Source organism: Leifsonia virtsii, from assembly GCF_030433675.1.
Classification (GTDB): Bacteria; Actinomycetota; Actinomycetes; order Actinomycetales; family Microbacteriaceae; genus Leifsonia; species Leifsonia virtsii.
Map to the genome: position 1 here is coordinate 230,049 of NZ_JAROCB010000004.1, position 14,429 is coordinate 244,477.

Annotated in this window: 16 protein-coding genes; 11 read left to right on the forward strand and 5 right to left on the reverse strand. The window is 69.9% G+C overall.

Features of this window, described 5'->3' with window-relative positions; genetic code table 11:
* The first annotated feature begins 137 nt into the window (after positions 1 to 137).
* Genes P5G59_RS15160 through P5G59_RS15170 form a run of 3 tightly spaced genes read left to right on the forward strand, consistent with a single transcriptional unit; the run spans position 138 to position 2,444 of the window.
* The gene (locus P5G59_RS15160; RefSeq protein ID WP_301219834.1) at positions 138 to 611 is read left to right on the forward strand and encodes a hypothetical protein; all 474 of its coding nucleotides are present in this window, start codon (positions 138 to 140) and stop codon (positions 609 to 611) included.
* Positions 586 to 966: an ImmA/IrrE family metallo-endopeptidase gene (locus tag P5G59_RS15165; RefSeq protein ID WP_301219835.1), complete on the forward strand. Its 381-nt coding sequence runs from the start codon at positions 586 to 588 to the stop codon at positions 964 to 966. Before P5G59_RS15160 ends, P5G59_RS15165 begins: the two co-directional genes overlap by 26 nt.
* Positions 963 to 2,444, forward strand: coding sequence for a recombinase family protein (locus tag P5G59_RS15170; RefSeq protein ID WP_301219836.1), 1,482 nt, complete (start codon positions 963 to 965; stop codon positions 2,442 to 2,444). Before P5G59_RS15165 ends, P5G59_RS15170 begins: the two co-directional genes overlap by 4 nt.
* Here P5G59_RS15170 and P5G59_RS15175 read toward each other — a convergent pair.
* On the reverse strand, positions 2,407 to 2,829 hold the full coding sequence (locus P5G59_RS15175; RefSeq protein WP_301219837.1) for an Rv3235 family protein: 423 nt from the start codon (positions 2,827 to 2,829) through the stop codon (positions 2,407 to 2,409). The two genes, P5G59_RS15170 and P5G59_RS15175, sit on opposite strands and share 38 nt — an antisense overlap.
* A 160-nt stretch (positions 2,830 to 2,989) precedes the next feature.
* Between P5G59_RS15175 and P5G59_RS15180 the strand changes: the two genes are divergently transcribed.
* A complete protein-coding gene (locus P5G59_RS15180; protein WP_301219838.1) occupies positions 2,990 to 4,483 on the forward strand; it encodes a sensor histidine kinase in 1,494 nt (497 codons plus the stop codon).
* Between the two features lie 125 nt (positions 4,484 to 4,608).
* Here P5G59_RS15180 and P5G59_RS15185 read toward each other — a convergent pair whose 3' ends face one another.
* Positions 4,609 to 4,857 (reverse strand): WhiB family transcriptional regulator, encoded by a 249-nt coding sequence (locus P5G59_RS15185; RefSeq protein ID WP_018190103.1) that lies wholly within the window; start codon positions 4,855 to 4,857, stop codon positions 4,609 to 4,611.
* Between the two features lie 225 nt (positions 4,858 to 5,082).
* Here P5G59_RS15185 and P5G59_RS15190 point away from each other — a divergent pair, with 225 nt between their 5' ends.
* From P5G59_RS15190 to P5G59_RS15220, 7 genes are all read left to right on the forward strand, one after another.
* Complete coding sequence (locus tag P5G59_RS15190) at positions 5,083 to 5,499, forward strand: hypothetical protein (protein ID WP_301219839.1); 417 nt, start codon at positions 5,083 to 5,085, stop codon at positions 5,497 to 5,499.
* Positions 5,500 to 5,534: 35 nt separating this feature from the next.
* The gene (locus P5G59_RS15195) at positions 5,535 to 6,296 is read left to right on the forward strand and encodes a DUF1684 domain-containing protein (protein ID WP_301219840.1); all 762 of its coding nucleotides are present in this window, start codon (positions 5,535 to 5,537) and stop codon (positions 6,294 to 6,296) included.
* A 60-nt stretch (positions 6,297 to 6,356) separates the two neighbouring features.
* Positions 6,357 to 7,856 carry an ABC transporter substrate-binding protein gene (locus P5G59_RS15200; protein ID WP_301219841.1) on the forward strand — a complete coding sequence of 500 codons (1,500 nt, stop codon included), beginning with the start codon at positions 6,357 to 6,359 and terminating at the stop codon, positions 7,854 to 7,856.
* A gap of 75 nt (positions 7,857 to 7,931) precedes the next feature.
* Entirely contained in the window at positions 7,932 to 8,894 is a 963-nt protein-coding gene (locus P5G59_RS15205) for an ABC transporter permease (RefSeq protein WP_301219842.1), read from the forward strand.
* The gene (locus tag P5G59_RS15210; protein WP_301219843.1) at positions 8,891 to 9,772 is read left to right on the forward strand and encodes an ABC transporter permease; all 882 of its coding nucleotides are present in this window, start codon (positions 8,891 to 8,893) and stop codon (positions 9,770 to 9,772) included. Before P5G59_RS15205 ends, P5G59_RS15210 begins: the two co-directional genes overlap by 4 nt.
* The gene (locus P5G59_RS15215; RefSeq protein WP_301219844.1) at positions 9,769 to 10,605 is read left to right on the forward strand and encodes an ATP-binding cassette domain-containing protein; all 837 of its coding nucleotides are present in this window, start codon (positions 9,769 to 9,771) and stop codon (positions 10,603 to 10,605) included. The genes P5G59_RS15210 and P5G59_RS15215 overlap by 4 nt, the downstream gene beginning before the upstream one ends.
* Complete coding sequence (locus P5G59_RS15220; RefSeq protein ID WP_301219845.1) at positions 10,602 to 11,366, forward strand: ABC transporter ATP-binding protein; 765 nt, start codon at positions 10,602 to 10,604, stop codon at positions 11,364 to 11,366. Before P5G59_RS15215 ends, P5G59_RS15220 begins: the two co-directional genes overlap by 4 nt.
* Positions 11,367 to 11,368: 2 nt before the next feature.
* Here the strand turns inward: P5G59_RS15220 and bcp are convergent, their stop codons facing one another.
* The 3 genes from bcp to aroA are packed head-to-tail and all read right to left on the reverse strand — an operon-like array spanning position 11,369 to position 14,304.
* Positions 11,369 to 11,845 carry a thioredoxin-dependent thiol peroxidase gene (gene bcp, locus P5G59_RS15225; RefSeq protein WP_301219846.1) on the reverse strand — a complete coding sequence of 159 codons (477 nt, stop codon included), beginning with the start codon at positions 11,843 to 11,845 and terminating at the stop codon, positions 11,369 to 11,371.
* A 44-nt stretch (positions 11,846 to 11,889) separates the two neighbouring features.
* Complete coding sequence (gene rsgA, locus P5G59_RS15230) at positions 11,890 to 12,942, reverse strand: ribosome small subunit-dependent GTPase A (protein ID WP_301219847.1); 1,053 nt, start codon at positions 12,940 to 12,942, stop codon at positions 11,890 to 11,892.
* Complete coding sequence (aroA, locus tag P5G59_RS15235) at positions 12,943 to 14,304, reverse strand: 3-phosphoshikimate 1-carboxyvinyltransferase (RefSeq protein WP_301220146.1); 1,362 nt, start codon at positions 14,302 to 14,304, stop codon at positions 12,943 to 12,945.
* Between the last annotated feature and the right edge of the window lie 125 nt (positions 14,305 to 14,429).

Consider the following 14,429-nt stretch of genomic DNA (forward strand, 5'->3'; position numbering starts at 1 on the left):
CGTGATGTAGCGAATCTACACCACAACTGGGGACAGTGGTGCAGAATCTTGCCACTTGTTGCGAAATCGCCCGCATGCTAGCCGGAGGCGGTTCAGATTCTTTACAGCAGTGTTGCAAAAGTGCTACAGTCCGATGCATGACCGATGCGCTCGTAAGCCATGTCCGACAGGCCACCGGGGGGAAAAGCATTCGCGCCATCGCCGCCGACATCGGCATGACGCACACCACCCTCGGCGCGCACCTGAAGGCGGACGTGCCCGACATCTCCACCGTGCTGCGCGTCGCACGCCACTACGGGATGCCGCTCGTGCCTGTCTTCCTCGCCGCGGGCTACATCACAGAGGACGAGGCGCGCCAGTTCTCGGGGCCGTTCCGCATCGAGGAGATCAGCGACCTCGAGCTGTCGAAGGAGATGCTGAGGCGGGTCGCGGCGGGCAGCGCGAGCGCGGTCATCACGCAGCCGCCCTCGGAGGAGCTCATCGACGATGTCCTACGTTCCGTGGAGGATGCACGAGTGCAAGGAACGAAGAGCGATTACGACGTGGCGGCCGATGCACGGGCCGACCGCACCCCGGGGGTAGATGGTGACGACGACCGGACTGGATTATGACCCGTACGAGCACGCGCGCCGGCTCGGCATCCACGTGGTCTACCGCCAACTCCGCACAGGCAACGGGCTCTGGGTGCCGGAGATCCGGACGATCTTCCTGCAGACGAGGATGCGTCTCATCCACGAGCGCTCCGTGCTCGCACACGAGCTGGGCCACGCGCTCATGGGCCACCGCGACTCCACGCCACGGCAGGAAATCCAGGCCGACCGTTGGGCGGCCCGCCACCTCATCAACCCCGACGAGCTGCGCAGCGCCGCCGCGGCGTCGCCGGACCCGGGCGTCTGGTGTCACGAGCTCAACGTCAGCGCCGACATCCTGGAGCGCTACCTTCGCGACGACAGGCGCATAGCGTGAGAGCCGTACCCGCCGCCGCGACACCGCTCCGCGCCGTGCTCTACCTGCGGCAATCCGTCTCGAAAGAGGAGTCCATCTCGCTCGAGCTGCAGGAAGCGGCCGGGCGCGAGTACTGCGCGCGAATGGGCTACCTCGTCGTCGGTGTCGAGGAAGATCCGGGCATCAGCGGCCGGACATGGAATCGGCCCGGCGTGCGCAAGGTCATCGACATGGTCGAGACGGGCGCCGCCGAGGTCATCGTGCTCTGGAAGTGGTCACGCCTCTCTCGCGCACGACTTGACTGGGCCGTCGCCGTCGACAAGGTCGAATCCGCCGGCGGCCGCATCGAGTCAGCCACCGAGTCCGTCGACACGAGCACGGCGACCGGGCGTCTGGCGCGCGGCATGCTCGCCGAGTTCGCTGCGTTCGAGTCAGAGCGCATCGGGGACGTCTGGAAGGAAACCCACGCCCGGCGGCTCGGCCGCGGCGTCCCCCACTCCGGAACGAAGCGATTCGGCTACGAGCGCGTAGCGAAGGACACCTACGAGCCCGACCCGGTGACAGGGCCCATTCTGGCGGAGGCGTATCGGCTCTACGTCGAGGAGAGCTGGGGGTGGACGAAGCTCGTCCGCTGGCTCAACGAGGCGGGCATCCCGACGATCACCGGAGCGCAATGGGATGCTGCGAAGATCCGCTCGGTCATGGACGCCGGGTTCGCCGCCGGTGTCCTCGCGATCGGATATCGCTCGGCCGAGGTACGCTACGTCCCCGGAATCCATCCGCCCCTCATCGACTCGGAACTCTGGAGCGCCTACCGGCGCCGACGGACCGAACGACACAGCTCGAATCGCGCCGCGCCTCAGGCCCGCGCGCTTCTGATCGGCATGATCAAGTGCGGCGACTGCGGGTCCGGCATGCGCTCGCACGCGCGCGGGCGACGCAACGGGCTACCGCCGACCCCTGGCTACTTCTGCAACGCGGCGCTCCGCTACAAGGACGGCCGCCGTGGCGTCGGATGCACGCAGCACGGCGCGCACGCTGCCGTCCGCGAGTGGATCGAATCGCTCGCCGACGACATCGACGCCCTCGCGGCCGCGGAGCAGCGCGTCGCCGAGCGGAAGGTCGCGCGCATCGTTGATGCCGACGCGGTTCGGCGGCGCATCGACAAAGCTCGCGGGAGCCTCGGCGCGCTGACCGTGAAGCTGGTCGAGGGAAAGATCAGCGACGTTGCCTACGAGGCGGCGGCCGTGCGCCTCCAGGAGGAGATCGACAGGCTGAGTGCAGTGTCGACGCACCACCAGCCGAACCCGATCGAAGAGGTAGACGTCCGACGACTCGCCATTCACGTCCGGGACGTTTGGGACGTCGCCACCAATGAGGAGCTGCGCGAGCTGCTCCGCACGGTGATCAGCGAGGTGCGGGTGATCCCTCCCGCCGAACGGGCCTCAGGCAAGGGCGTGACTACCTACGAGATAGTGCCCGCCTGGGAGCGCAGTTAACTACCCCCTTCGTGTATACGACGTCGGACACCCAGCGGGCGACCTGATCGAGCGAGCGTGCGCCGGCCAGGATCTCCACGACGCACCGGGCCAGGGCTGCGCACAGGATGGACGGGCTCGGGTCGACCGCATCGGCGAGGTCGGGACCGGGCCGCGGCGGCGCGACACCGTCCGGCCCGAGGGGCGGCACGGGGACGAGCGGAGCCGGCGAGAGCGAGCGGACGGTCGTTGCGTGGGCGAGGTCGAACTCGGCCTCCGGATGCCCGAGGCGGGGGAGGGCCGCCGCGTCGCGGCCACCGCCTGCTCGGGGTGTCATCGGGCGTTCGCCGCGCAGCGGGCGGTGGAGGTGGGCGGGGCGGACGGGTGCGGGGGCCAGGTGGTGCATGTTCTTTCCTAACGTGGAGCGTGTCGGTCGATCGATGTTCCTCGACCGTGTGGTAGTGCGAGTTCACAGCCAAGCAGTGCGGCCGACGGAAGGTCCAGGGCACGAACGCGTTGTGGATAACTCGCGTCATCGAGAGCCGGGTCGCGTTTAGGATGGTCAGGTGTCGACGCTCAGTGATCTCGTCCAGGCCCACGGCCGTTCCTCGGAGGCCGACGTCGAGTGGCTGCACGGGCTGGTGGGCGACTGGCAGCTGCTGGCCGATCTCGCCTTCGCCGACATCGTGCTCTGGGTGCCGACGGTCGACGACGACTTCGTCGCGGTCGCCCACGCGCGGCCGTCCTCGGCTGCGACGCTCTTCTACCGCGACTTCGTCGGCCAGCGCATCAAGCCGGAGTGGCGGCAGCAGGTGACCGACGCCTACCGGTCCAAGCAGATCATCGACACGTCCGCGCCCGACTGGTACGAGGAGACGCCGACGCGCGTGCGGGCGGTCCCGGTCATCCGGCGCCTCTCCGTCCACTCGCCCGAGACCGCCGACGAGCCGGTGGCGGTCATCACGCGGCACACGAACCTCAGCGAGGCGCGCACTCCCAGCCGCCAGGAGCTGACCTTCAACGAGTGCGCGAACGACCTCTTCAACATGATCGCGACCGGCGACTTCCCCGACCTCGGCGCTCCTGCCGCTCCGCGTCGCGGCGCCCCGCGCGCGGCCGACGGACTGATCCGCCTCGACGTCGACGGCGTCACCACCTTCGCGAGCCCCAACGCCCTGAGCGCCTTCAACCGGATGGGCTTCACCGGCGAACTGGAGGGGGAGTCGCTCGCGAACGTGACGACCGGCCTGCTCGCCGGCACCATCACGGTGGACGAGTCCCTTCCGCTGGTCGTGACCGGTCGCGCCCCCTGGCGCACCGACATCGAGGCCCGGGGCGTCACGGTGTCGCTGCGCGCCATCCCGATCCGCAACCGGGGCGAGCGCGTCGGGGCGATCGTGCTCTGCCGCGACGTCTCCGAGCAGCGCCACCAGGAGCGCGAGCTGATCACCAAGGATGCGACGATCCGCGAGATCCACCACCGGGTGAAGAACAACCTGCAGACCGTGGCGTCGCTGCTGCGCATCCAGGCCAGGCGCACGCACTCCGAGGAGGCTCGGGAGGCGCTCAGCCAGGCGATGCGGCGCGTGGCGGCCATCGCGGTCGTGCACGACACGCTCTCGACCGGTCTCGCCCAGATCGTCGACTTCGACGACGTCTTCGACCGCGTGCTGCTGCTCGTCGCCGAGGTCGCGGCGAGCCACACGACGACGGTGCACCCGAAGAAGTCGGGCACGTTCGGGCAGCTGCCGTCCGAGTACGCGACACCGCTCGCGCTCGCGCTCACCGAGTTGGTCACGAACGCCGTCGAGCACGGTCTCGCCGGCCGCGAGGGCGAGGTGGAGATCGTCGCCCGCCGCTCGGACGACTCCCTGACGGTCAAGGTCGTCGACAACGGCTCCGGCCTGCCGGAGGGGAAGGTCGGCAGCGGGCTCGGCACGCAGATCGTGCGCACCCTCATCCAGGGAGAGCTGGGCGGTGCGATCGACTGGCACACGATGATGGGACAGGGCACCGAGGTGACCATCGAGGTCCCGCTGCGCTACCTCACCAAGATCTGATCGTCCGAGGCCGCGCCGGGAACGAAGAAGCCGAGGGGCGCTCGGATGCTAGGTGTGTGAGCGCCGCCTCGGCGATGTCGTGCGCGCAGAATTCGGTCCGCGCCGACGGTGGTGCAGCGGGTGGGTCAGGAGGCCCGGCGTGCGCGGGCGGCTCGGCGCTTGAGCGCGCGACGCTCGTCCTCGGACAGGCCGCCCCAGACGCCCGAGTCCTGACCGGTCTCGAGGGCGTACTGCAGGCAGATCTCGGTGACGGTGCAGCGGGCGCAGACAGCCTTCGCCTTGTCGATCTGGTCGACCGCCGGGCCGGTGTTGCCGACCGGGAAGAACAGCTCGGGGTCTGCGGTGAGGCAGGCGGCTTTGTCGCGCCAATCCATGAAGATGTGCTCCTTGTTTACTGGGTTTCCTGACCCGAGGGGGCCATAGAATGCAGGTAAGCAGCCGGGTTGCAGGGTGCATAGATCCGTGGGGAATCAGACCTGCCCACGACCCTGTGAGCGTTAACTCGACCGCTGAATATGCTCCCATAGCGGTTATCCCGAATCAATAGTTTTGTATGGGATAACGCTGAGAACACGAGCCAGAAACGTCAGGATGCTATAGTGCCCGACCCCCAGAGCGCCCCCGCGCGCCCCGCCCTCCTCCTCGTGCTGTCCGTCATCGTCGCGCTCGAGGCGGCTCTGGCCACGGGCCTCGCGCTGTGGCTGATCTACGAGCTGCTGACGCAGCGGCCCGAGTCCTACCCGTCCGCTGTGGCGCTGACCGTCCTCGTCGTGCTGGGTGCCGCGTGGGTTGTCGCCACGGTCGTCGGCCTGCTGCGCCGCCGTAGCTGGGCGCGGGCGTCGGCTCTGACGATCCAGATCCTGCAACTGGCCGTGGCCGTCGGCTGCTTCCAGGGCCTGTTCGCGCGTCCGGACCTCGGCTGGGCGCTGCTCGTCCCGGCCGTCGTGGCCGCTGTGCTGGCCGTTTCCCGTCCGGTCGTGCGGGCGACCGCGCGCAACACGGAGCAACACGAATAGGACGGATCGGGAAGAAGTCGGAGACTCGGATGGTTATGTCCGACATCGTGACTGATCTCCCCACCCTCATCGCATCCGCATCCGCTGAGACCATCGAGCGTGCCCGGGAGGGATGGGACGCCTGGCGCTCCTCCCGTCTCGCCGGCGTCACCGCGCCGACCGGCAACCTCGCGCTGATCGAGACCCGCTGGCTGCAGCCGGGCGACGAGACGACACCGGAGCAGGCGCTCGCGGGTCACCCGGAGACGGTGACCGCGACCGAGCTGACGCGGCGCAACCTCGAGACGGGAGAGCCGGAGCGCGGCATCAGGCTGTGGGACGCCCAGTCGCCCGCCATCCGCGATTTCGAGAGCATCGACGTCTTCCCCTTCGACCCCAGCTGGGTCGTGGAGGCCACCTTCACGCCGGTCGCCGACGACCGCACCATCCCGTTCGAGCACATCCGGGACAACGGCCTCACCCGCGACCTGGTGGTCCCGGGCGACATCGCCTTCGAGCGCGACGGCATCGAGTACACGCTGAGCGCGTTCGACGACGACGGGACGCTGCTGCTCGTCTTCGGCGACCCCAGCAACGGCGCCGACGGCGAGGACGGGACGTACGCGTCCGGCCGTTTCCTGTTCGTGCAGCGCGGAGACGACGACCGTGTGGTCCTCGACTTCAACCGCGCGTTCGTCCCGCCGTGCGGTTTCTCGGACCAGTACAACTGTCCGCTGCCGCCGCGTAACAACCGCTTCCCCGTCGCGGTCACTGCGGGGGAGAAGCGCGTACGGTTCGCCGGCGGCGCCCAGCACTGAGCGGAGCGCGCGCACCCGCGCCCGCCGCATCCCATCCCCCCACAGCACTGGAGAACCACGTTGAGAAAGACTTCCCTGCTCGCCACGCTCGCGATCGGCCTGGCCTCGGCCCTGACGCTCGCCGGCTGCGCGGGTGCGTCGTCGTCGTCCTCGGGCGGCACCGACGCGTCCATCGCCATCGGCTCGCTCTATGAGCCCGTGAACCTCGACAACACGGCCGGCGGCGGCCAGGGCGTCACCGAGGCGCTCAACGGCAACGTCTACGAGGGCCTGTTCAAGCTGACCGACGACGGGAAGGTCGAGCCGCTGCTCGCGACGAAGTACACGACCAGCGAGGACGGTCTGACGTACACGTTCACGCTGCGCGACGGAGTGAAGTTCCACTCGGGCAAGGCGCTCACCAGCGCCGACGTGAAGCGCAGCATCGAGCGGGTGACCGCGCAGGACTCGCAGTCGGCGCGCAAGTCGCAGCTGGCCGTCATCAAGGGCATCGACACCCCGGACGACAAGACCGTCACGATCACTCTGTCGTCGCGGTCCATCTCGCTGCCGTACAACCTCAGCTACGTCTGGATCTACGGCCCGGGCAAGACGAACTACAAGACCGCTGAGGACGGCACCGGCCCCTACACCCTCGGCACCTGGAAGCGCGGCAGCTCGCTGAGCCTCGAGCGGTGGAACGGCTACTGGGGCGACAAGGCTAGAAGCAAGGAAGTGGAGTTCGACTACTTCACCGACGCCTCCGCCCTGTCGAACGCGCTGCAGACCAAGCAGGTCGACATCGTGACGAGCATCCAGAGCCCCGACGCGCTGAGCACGTTCAAGGGTAACAAGGACTACACCATCTCCAACGGCAAGTCGACGACCAAGGAGCTGCTGGCCTTCAACGACAAGGTCGCGCCGTTCAACAACGTCGAGGTCCGGAAGGCGGTCTACTCGGCCATCGACACGAAGAAGCTGCTGAACTCGATCTGGGGCGACTACGGCACGCTCATCGGATCGATGGTGCCGCCGAGCGACCCCTGGTACGAGGACCTCACCAAGGTGAACCCGTACGACGTGAACCTGGCGAAGAAGGAGCTGGCCGAGGCCGGCTTCGCGAACGGGTTCAGCTTCACGCTCGACACCCCGACCTACGACCCGCACCCGGCGGTGGCGGAGTTCCTGAAGAGCGAGCTGGCGAAGGTCGGCGTGACGGTGAACATCAACTCCATCTCGGCCGACGAGTGGTACACCAAGGTCTTCAAGAACCACGACTTCACCGCGACCCTGCAGGAGCACGTGAACGACCGCGACGTGGTCTGGTACGGCAACCCCGACTTCTACTGGGGCTACGACAACCCGCAGGTGACCGCGTGGGTGAACGAGGCGGAGCAGGCCAAGACGACGGCCGAGCAGACCGCGAAGCTGAAGCAGGTCAATGAGCAGATCGCGAAGGATGCGGCCAGCGCCTGGCTGTACCTGTACCCGCAGATCGTCGTGTCGGACAGCTCGGTGACCGGCTACCCGGTGAACGGCCTGAACTCGCAGTTCTTCGTCTACGACATCGTGAAGAAGTAACGCCCGGCACGAGTTGTCCACAGATGCTCGGGGAGCCGCGGACGCGGTTCCCCGAGCATCTACGCTGAGAAGACCATGGCTCTCTACCTCCTCCGTCGCACCGCGTTCCTCGTGGTGTCGCTGCTGCTGGCCATGGTCGTGCTGTTCTTCCTGCTGCGCGTCCTCCCGGGCGACCCGTCGAACGCGCTGCTGTCGGTGGGCGCGACGAAGGAGCAGATCGCGGCGGCGCAGCGCCAGGTGGGCAGCGATCAGCCGCTGCTGCAGCAGTTCGTCACCTGGTTCGGCAGCCTGCTCACGTTCGATCTGGGGCAGTCGTTCATCAGCTCTCTGCCGGTCGGCCCCGAGATCGCGGCCCGGCTGTCCGTGACCGTGCCGCTCACGCTGCTCTCCTTCGTCCTCGCCCTGGTGCTCGCGCTGCCGATCGGCTTCGTCGCGGCATGGAAGGCCGACCGGTGGTACGGCGTCGTGCTGTCCGTCTTCTCGCAGCTCGGCATCGCGGTCCCGGTGTTCTGGGTGGGCATCCTGCTGGTGGATGTGTTCGCCATCACCCTCGGCTGGTTCCCGTCCGGCGGGTTCCCTCGGGACGACTGGGCCGATCCGAACGCGGCGCTCACCTCGCTCGCACTTCCGGTCGTGACCATCGCGATCGTGATGAGCGCCTCCATCTCCCGCTACGTGCGCAGTGCGACGCTGGATGTGATCGGCAGCGAGTACCTGCGCAACGCCCGCGCGCTCGGCGCCGGTTTCGGACGCGCGATGCGGCGGCACGGACTCCGCAACGGGGCCGTTCCGGTGATCTCGGTGCTCGGCATCGAGCTCGCGACCACCTTCCTCGGCGCGGTCGTGGTCGAGAGCGTCTTCACGCTCCCGGGGCTCGGCAGCATGCTGCTCAAGGCGATCGAGCAGCACGACTACCCGAACATCCAGGGCATCCTGTTCGTCTCCACGCTGCTCGTGCTGATCGTCGGCTTCCTCGCCGACATCGCCCAGCGCATCGTCGACCCGCGGTTGCGCCGCAGCATCTCGGGGAACGTATGAGCGCCATCGTGGAGCAGGCGACGGAGTCCGCGTCGCCCGGGCCGGCCGGGCGCCCGCGGAGGCGCGTGCGCCGTTCGGTGTCCTTGGGGCTCGGGCTGACGCTGGTGGGCCTCGTCGTGATCGTGGCCGTCGTCTCCTTCGTCTGGCTGCCCTACGCGCAGGGCGACACCTCCGGCACCCGGCTGGAGCAGCCGAGCGCGGCGCACTGGCTCGGCACCGACCGCTTCGGCCGCGACCTGCTCACCCAGCTGATGATCGGCGCGCGCATCGCTCTCGCCGTCGGTCTCGGGTCGGTGCTGATCGGCGCGGTGGTGGGTGTGACGCTCGGCCTGCTCGCCGCGTTCGCCACCAAGTGGCTCGACGACACTCTGTCGGCCGTCCTCGACATCCTCATCGCCTTCCCGACGTTGCTGCTCGCCATGCTGATCGTGGCGGCGCAGGGTGCGTCGCTCGGCACGGCCATCGTGGCGATCGGGCTCGCCATGTCGGCGGTCGTCGCACGGCTCACCCGCGTGCTGGCGAAGCGGGTGCTCGCGCAGCAGTACGTGACCGCGGCGCGCACCTCCGGCACGTCGTGGCCCGGTATCATCGGCCGGCACATCCTGCCCAACATCTGGCCGACGCTCAGCGTCAACCTCGCGCTGCAGTTCGGCGTCGCGGTGCTGGCGGAGGCGAGCCTCTCGTACCTGGGGCTCGGCGCTCCGCCCCCGAACGCGTCGTGGGGGCGGCTGCTCCAGGAGGCGCAGGGCACCGTGTCCACGGCCCCCGTCGGTGCGATCGCGCCCGGGGTCGCCCTGGTGGTGCTCGTGGTCGGGGTGAACCTGGTCGCCGACGGTCTGCGGGATGTCGCGGACCCGACACGGAGGAGGTCGCGATGAGCGCCGAGGTCATCGGCGACGGCGGCGCTGTGCGCGCCGAGGCTCCGATCCTCGAGGTCGAGGGGCTGTCGGTGGCGACCCGCGACGGGTCCGCCCTGGTCCACGACGTCTCGTTCTCGCTGGCCCCGGGGGAGCGGCTGAGTCTGATCGGGGAGTCGGGGTCGGGTAAGTCCCTCACGTCGTTCGCGCTCACCGGCCTGCTGCCGGAGGGGCTGTCATCGTCGGGCAGCGTCGTGCTCGACGGCGTGCAGGTCGTCGGCGCTCGCGAACGCGACCTGGTGCCGCTGCGCGGACGGGTCGCCTCCACGGTCTTCCAGGAGCCGATGACCGCGCTCGACCCGCTGATGCGTCTCGGACGGCAGGTCGCCGAGCCGCTGCGCCTCCATCTCGGGCTGCGGGGCGACGCTCTCCGCTCGGCGGTGCTGGAGGCGCTGGCCGAGGTCGGGCTTCCGGAGCCGGAGCGCATCGCGCGCGCGTACTCGTGGGAGATCTCCGGCGGCCAGCGGCAGCGTGTGGCGATCGCCGCGGCGCTGGCGTGCCGCCCCCGGCTCCTGATCGCCGACGAGCCGACCACCGCGCTCGACGTGACGGTGCAGGCCGAGGTGCTCGCCCTGATCGAGCGGCTCGTGGCCGAGCGCGGCATGGCGCTCCTCTTCGTCAGCCACGACCTGGCCGTGGTGTCCCGGATGGCGCAGCGGGCCCTCGTGCTGCGCGACGGCCGCGTGATCGAGGAGGGGCCGGTGCAGACGCTCCTGCGCGCGCCTCAGGCGCCCTACACGGCCGAACTCGTGCGCAGCGCGCGCGAACTCGACGCCGCCCTGGAGGTGCGATGACGGCCATCCTCGAGCTGCAGGAGGCGGGCTTGCGCTACCGCCGCGCCTCCACGCCGGCCCTCGACGACGTCTCCTTCGCCGTCGAGGAGGGCCGGAGTCTCGGCATCGTCGGCGAGTCGGGCGCGGGCAAGACGACCGCCCTCTCGCTCCTGCTCGGGCTCGCCCGTCCGACCAGCGGAGCGGTCCTGTTCGACGGTCGGCCGCTCGACGCACGGGACCGGCAGGGGATGCGCGCGTTCCGCCGGAGCGTGCAGCCCGTCTTCCAGGACCCGTACTCGTCGCTCGACCCGCGGCAGAGCGTCGGCCGCATCGTGGGCGAGCCGCTGGCCTCGCTCGGGATCGCCCGGGGAGCGGACGCCAAGGGCCGGGTCGCGGCGGCGCTGGAGGCGGTGGCGCTCCCCGCGGACGCCGCAGGGCGCTACCCGCACGAGTTCTCCGGCGGTCAGCGGCAGCGCATCGCGATCGCCCGCGCGATCGTCTCCCGGCCGCGGGTGCTGCTCGCGGACGAGCCGGTGAGCGCGCTCGACGTGACGACGCGCATCCAGATCATCGAGCTCCTCGGGGAACTCGCCCGCAGCGAGGGCATGACCGTCGTCATGGTGTCGCACGACCTCAGCGTCGTCGCGTCGCTGTGCGCCGACACCGTCGTGCTGCGCGCGGGCCGGGTGGTCGAGCACGGTCCGACCGCCGACGTGCTCGGCGCACCCCGAGACCCGTACACGCGCCGCCTGCTGGCGTCGGTCCCGCGCCTCCCCGCCTGACCCTACGCGTCGATGCCGAGCTTCTTGCGCAGCGACGCGACGTGCCCGGTGGCCTTCACGTTGTAGAGCGGCAGGCGAAGCGAGCCGTCCGGGTCGACCACGAACGTCGAGCGGATGACGCCCTCGACCGTCTTGCCGTAGAGCTTCTTCTCGCCGTACGCGCCGTACGCCTTGTGCACCGCGAGGTCTTCATCCGAGAGCAACGGGAAGTTGAGGCCCTCCTGCTCCTGGAACTCCTTGTTCTTGGCGGGCTTGTCCTTGGAGATCCCGATCACCTGGTAGCCCGCCGACTTCAGCGAGTTGAGGTTGTCGCGAAAGTCGCACGCCTCCTTCGTGCAGCCCGGCGTCATCGCCGCCGGGTAGAAGTACACGATCACGTTCTCGCCGGCGAAATCGCCGAGCGAGACCGAGTCGCCGTCCTGGTCGGTCAGGCTGAACGCGGGAGCCTGCTCACCCGCCTCGAGTCGCACATCCGTCATGCGTCCATTCTCGCAGGGAACGGGCCGCTCCGGTCAGCCGCCGGTCAGCGCGCGAAGGTCGCGAGCAGGCGCTGCAGCGAGTCGAGCCTGGCGCGTCCGGCCTCGCCGAGCCGGCCCTCCTCGACCGCCTCGATGATGGCGCAGTCCGGGGCGTCCGGCAGGTGGGTGCAGCCCCGCGGGCAGTCCTCCGCGATCTGCGCCAGGTCGGTGAAGGCCTTCAGGATGCTGTCGGTGTTCACGTGGCCGAGCCCGAACGAGCGCACCCCCGGCGTGTCGATGACCCAGCCGTGGTGGCCGGCGCCGTCCTCCACCCGCAGCGAGACCGTCGACGACGACGTGTGGCGGCCGCGACCGGTCACCTCGTTGACGTGCCCGGTCGCGCGCTTCGCGCCCGGCACCAGGGCATTCACGAGCGTCGACTTGCCCACGCCGGAGTGGCCGACCACCACCGTGTCGTGGCCCACCAGGGCGGCGGTGATGTCGTGCAGCGGGATGTCGTCCTGCCGGCTGGTGAAGACCGGCAGGTCGAGCCCCGCGAAGTTCGCCAGGAACGGCTCGGGGTCGGCGAGGTCGGTCTTGGTGACGCAGAGCATCGGCTCGATCCCGGCGTCGTAGGCCGCGACGAGGTAGCGGTCGACGAGGCGCGTGCGCGGCTCCGGGTTGGCGGCGGCGACCACGATCAGCATCTGGTCGGCGTTGGCGACGATGACGCGCTCCACCTCGTCGGTGTCGTCGGCGCTGCGCCGCAGCAGGGTCGTGCGCGGCTCGATGCGGACGATGCGGGCGAGGGTGCCCTCCTCGCCTGTGGTGTCACCCACAACGGCGACGCGGTCGCCGTTGACGATCGGGTTCCTGCGCAGCTCGCTCGCCCGTGCGGCGGTCACCTGGCGCTCGTCCGGGGTGTCCTCGTCCAGCAGCACGGTGTAGCGGCCGCGGTCGACGCCGAGCACCCGCGCGATCCGGGCGTCCGCATGCTCCGGCCGGGTCTTCGTGCGCGGGCGGTTGCCCTTCGGGTTCGGGCGCGAGCGGACGGTGGACTCGTCGTACAGGTCGAGGTCGTCGTCGTCCTCGTCGTCGTCATCCGTCCACCACGACATCTAGCGGGAACCGCCCTGGAGCATCCTGCCCCACAGCTCGGTGAACTGCGGCAGCGTCTTGGCCGTGGTCGCGACGTTCTCGATCTCGACGCCCGGCACGACCAGCCCGACGATCGCGCCGGCCGTGGCCATGCGGTGGTCCTCGTAGCTGCGCCAGACCCCGCCGTGGAGCGGCTGCGGCTCGATGCGCAGGCCGTCCTCAAGCTCGGTGACGCGCCCCCCGAGGCCGTTGATCTCCGCCGCCAGCGCCGCCAGACGGTCGGTCTCGTGGTGGCGGATGTGGCCGATCCCGGTGATCTCGCTCGGGCCGTCGGCGAGGGCGGCGATCGCGACGAGAGCCGGGGCCAGCTCGCCGCCGGTGCTGAGATCGACGGTGACGCCGTCCGGGCGGTCCGGGCCGGTGACCGTCAGGCGGTCGCCGTCTCGCGTCACGGTCGCGCCGAACAGGGGGAGCAGGTCGGCGAGGTCGGCGCCGACCTGCGTGGTCGACTCCGGCCAGCCCGTGATCGTGACGCTGCCGCCGGTGACGACGGCGGCCGCCAGGAACGGGGCCGCATTGGACAGGTCGGGCTCGATGTCGACGTCGCGTGCGGCGATGGCGCCGGGGGAGACGATCCAGTGTCCGGTCTCCGGCGATTCGACGGTCATCCCGCGGGCCTCGAGGGCGGCGATCGTCATCTCGATGTGCGGCAGGCTGGGAAGGCGCTCGCCGGAGTGGGTCAGGTCGAGTCCGTTCTCGAAACGGCTGGCCGAGAGCAGGAGGGCGCTGACGAACTGGCTGGAGCTGGACGCATCCACCTCGACCGCTCCGCCTGCGACGCTTCCGGTGCCGTGCACCGTGAACGGCAGCGATCCGCGGCCGTCGTCGTTCACGTCGACGCCGAGCGAGCGGAGGGCGCCGATGATCGCGCCCATCGGCCGGCCGCGTGCCGAGTCGTCGGCGTCGAACATCGTCGGTCCGAGCGCGAGCCCGGCGATCGGCGGGACGAACCGCATGACCGTGCCGGCCTGCCCGCACTCGATCGTCGTGCTGCCGAGCAGCTCCTCCGCGGGCGTGACCACAAGGTCGGCGCCGAACTCGCCCGAGCCCGCCCGCTCCTCGATGCCGACGCCGAGCGCCCGCAGCGCCTCCACCATGTTGGCGCTGTCGCGCGAGTGCAGGGGGGAGCGCAGCAGCGAAGGGCCGTCGGCGAGAGCGGCGAGCACCAGCTCTCGCGCGGTCAGCGACTTGGAGCCGGGGAGAGACACGGTCGCGCGCACCGGACCGGATGCGACGGGCGCCGGCCACAGCGTGTTCGGCTCGTCGGCACGATTGTCGCCGTACGGGTCGAAGTCGGGAGCGGAATATTTCGAGATCAGCATTGTTGTCAAGATTATCCGTGTTCGCACGCCCAGGAAGGATCAGCTCGTGGCCGCTACCGCCGTGCTCGACGCTCCCCGCGTCCGTACACGTCGGCCTGCTGTCCGCGCCGCATCCGTCGCCGGGG

Coding starts and splice junctions, on each gene's coding strand:
- P5G59_RS15160 (WP_301219834.1), top strand. CDS start 138: ATGACCGATGCGCTCGTAAGCCATGTCCGACAGGCCACCGGGGGGAAA.
- P5G59_RS15175 (WP_301219837.1), bottom strand. CDS start 2,829: ATGCACCACCTGGCCCCCGCACCCGTCCGCCCCGCCCACCTCCACCGC.
- P5G59_RS15185 (WP_018190103.1), bottom strand. CDS start 4,857: ATGGATTGGCGCGACAAAGCCGCCTGCCTCACCGCAGACCCCGAGCTG.
- P5G59_RS15195 (WP_301219840.1), top strand. CDS start 5,535: ATGTCCGACATCGTGACTGATCTCCCCACCCTCATCGCATCCGCATCC.
- P5G59_RS15205 (WP_301219842.1), top strand. CDS start 7,932: ATGGCTCTCTACCTCCTCCGTCGCACCGCGTTCCTCGTGGTGTCGCTG.
- P5G59_RS15210 (WP_301219843.1), top strand. CDS start 8,891: ATGAGCGCCATCGTGGAGCAGGCGACGGAGTCCGCGTCGCCCGGGCCG.
- P5G59_RS15215 (WP_301219844.1), top strand. CDS start 9,769: ATGAGCGCCGAGGTCATCGGCGACGGCGGCGCTGTGCGCGCCGAGGCT.
- P5G59_RS15220 (WP_301219845.1), top strand. CDS start 10,602: ATGACGGCCATCCTCGAGCTGCAGGAGGCGGGCTTGCGCTACCGCCGC.
- bcp (WP_301219846.1), bottom strand. CDS start 11,845: ATGACGGATGTGCGACTCGAGGCGGGTGAGCAGGCTCCCGCGTTCAGC.
- rsgA (WP_301219847.1), bottom strand. CDS start 12,942: ATGTCGTGGTGGACGGATGACGACGACGAGGACGACGACGACCTCGAC.
- aroA (WP_301220146.1), bottom strand. CDS start 14,304: ATGCTGATCTCGAAATATTCCGCTCCCGACTTCGACCCGTACGGCGAC.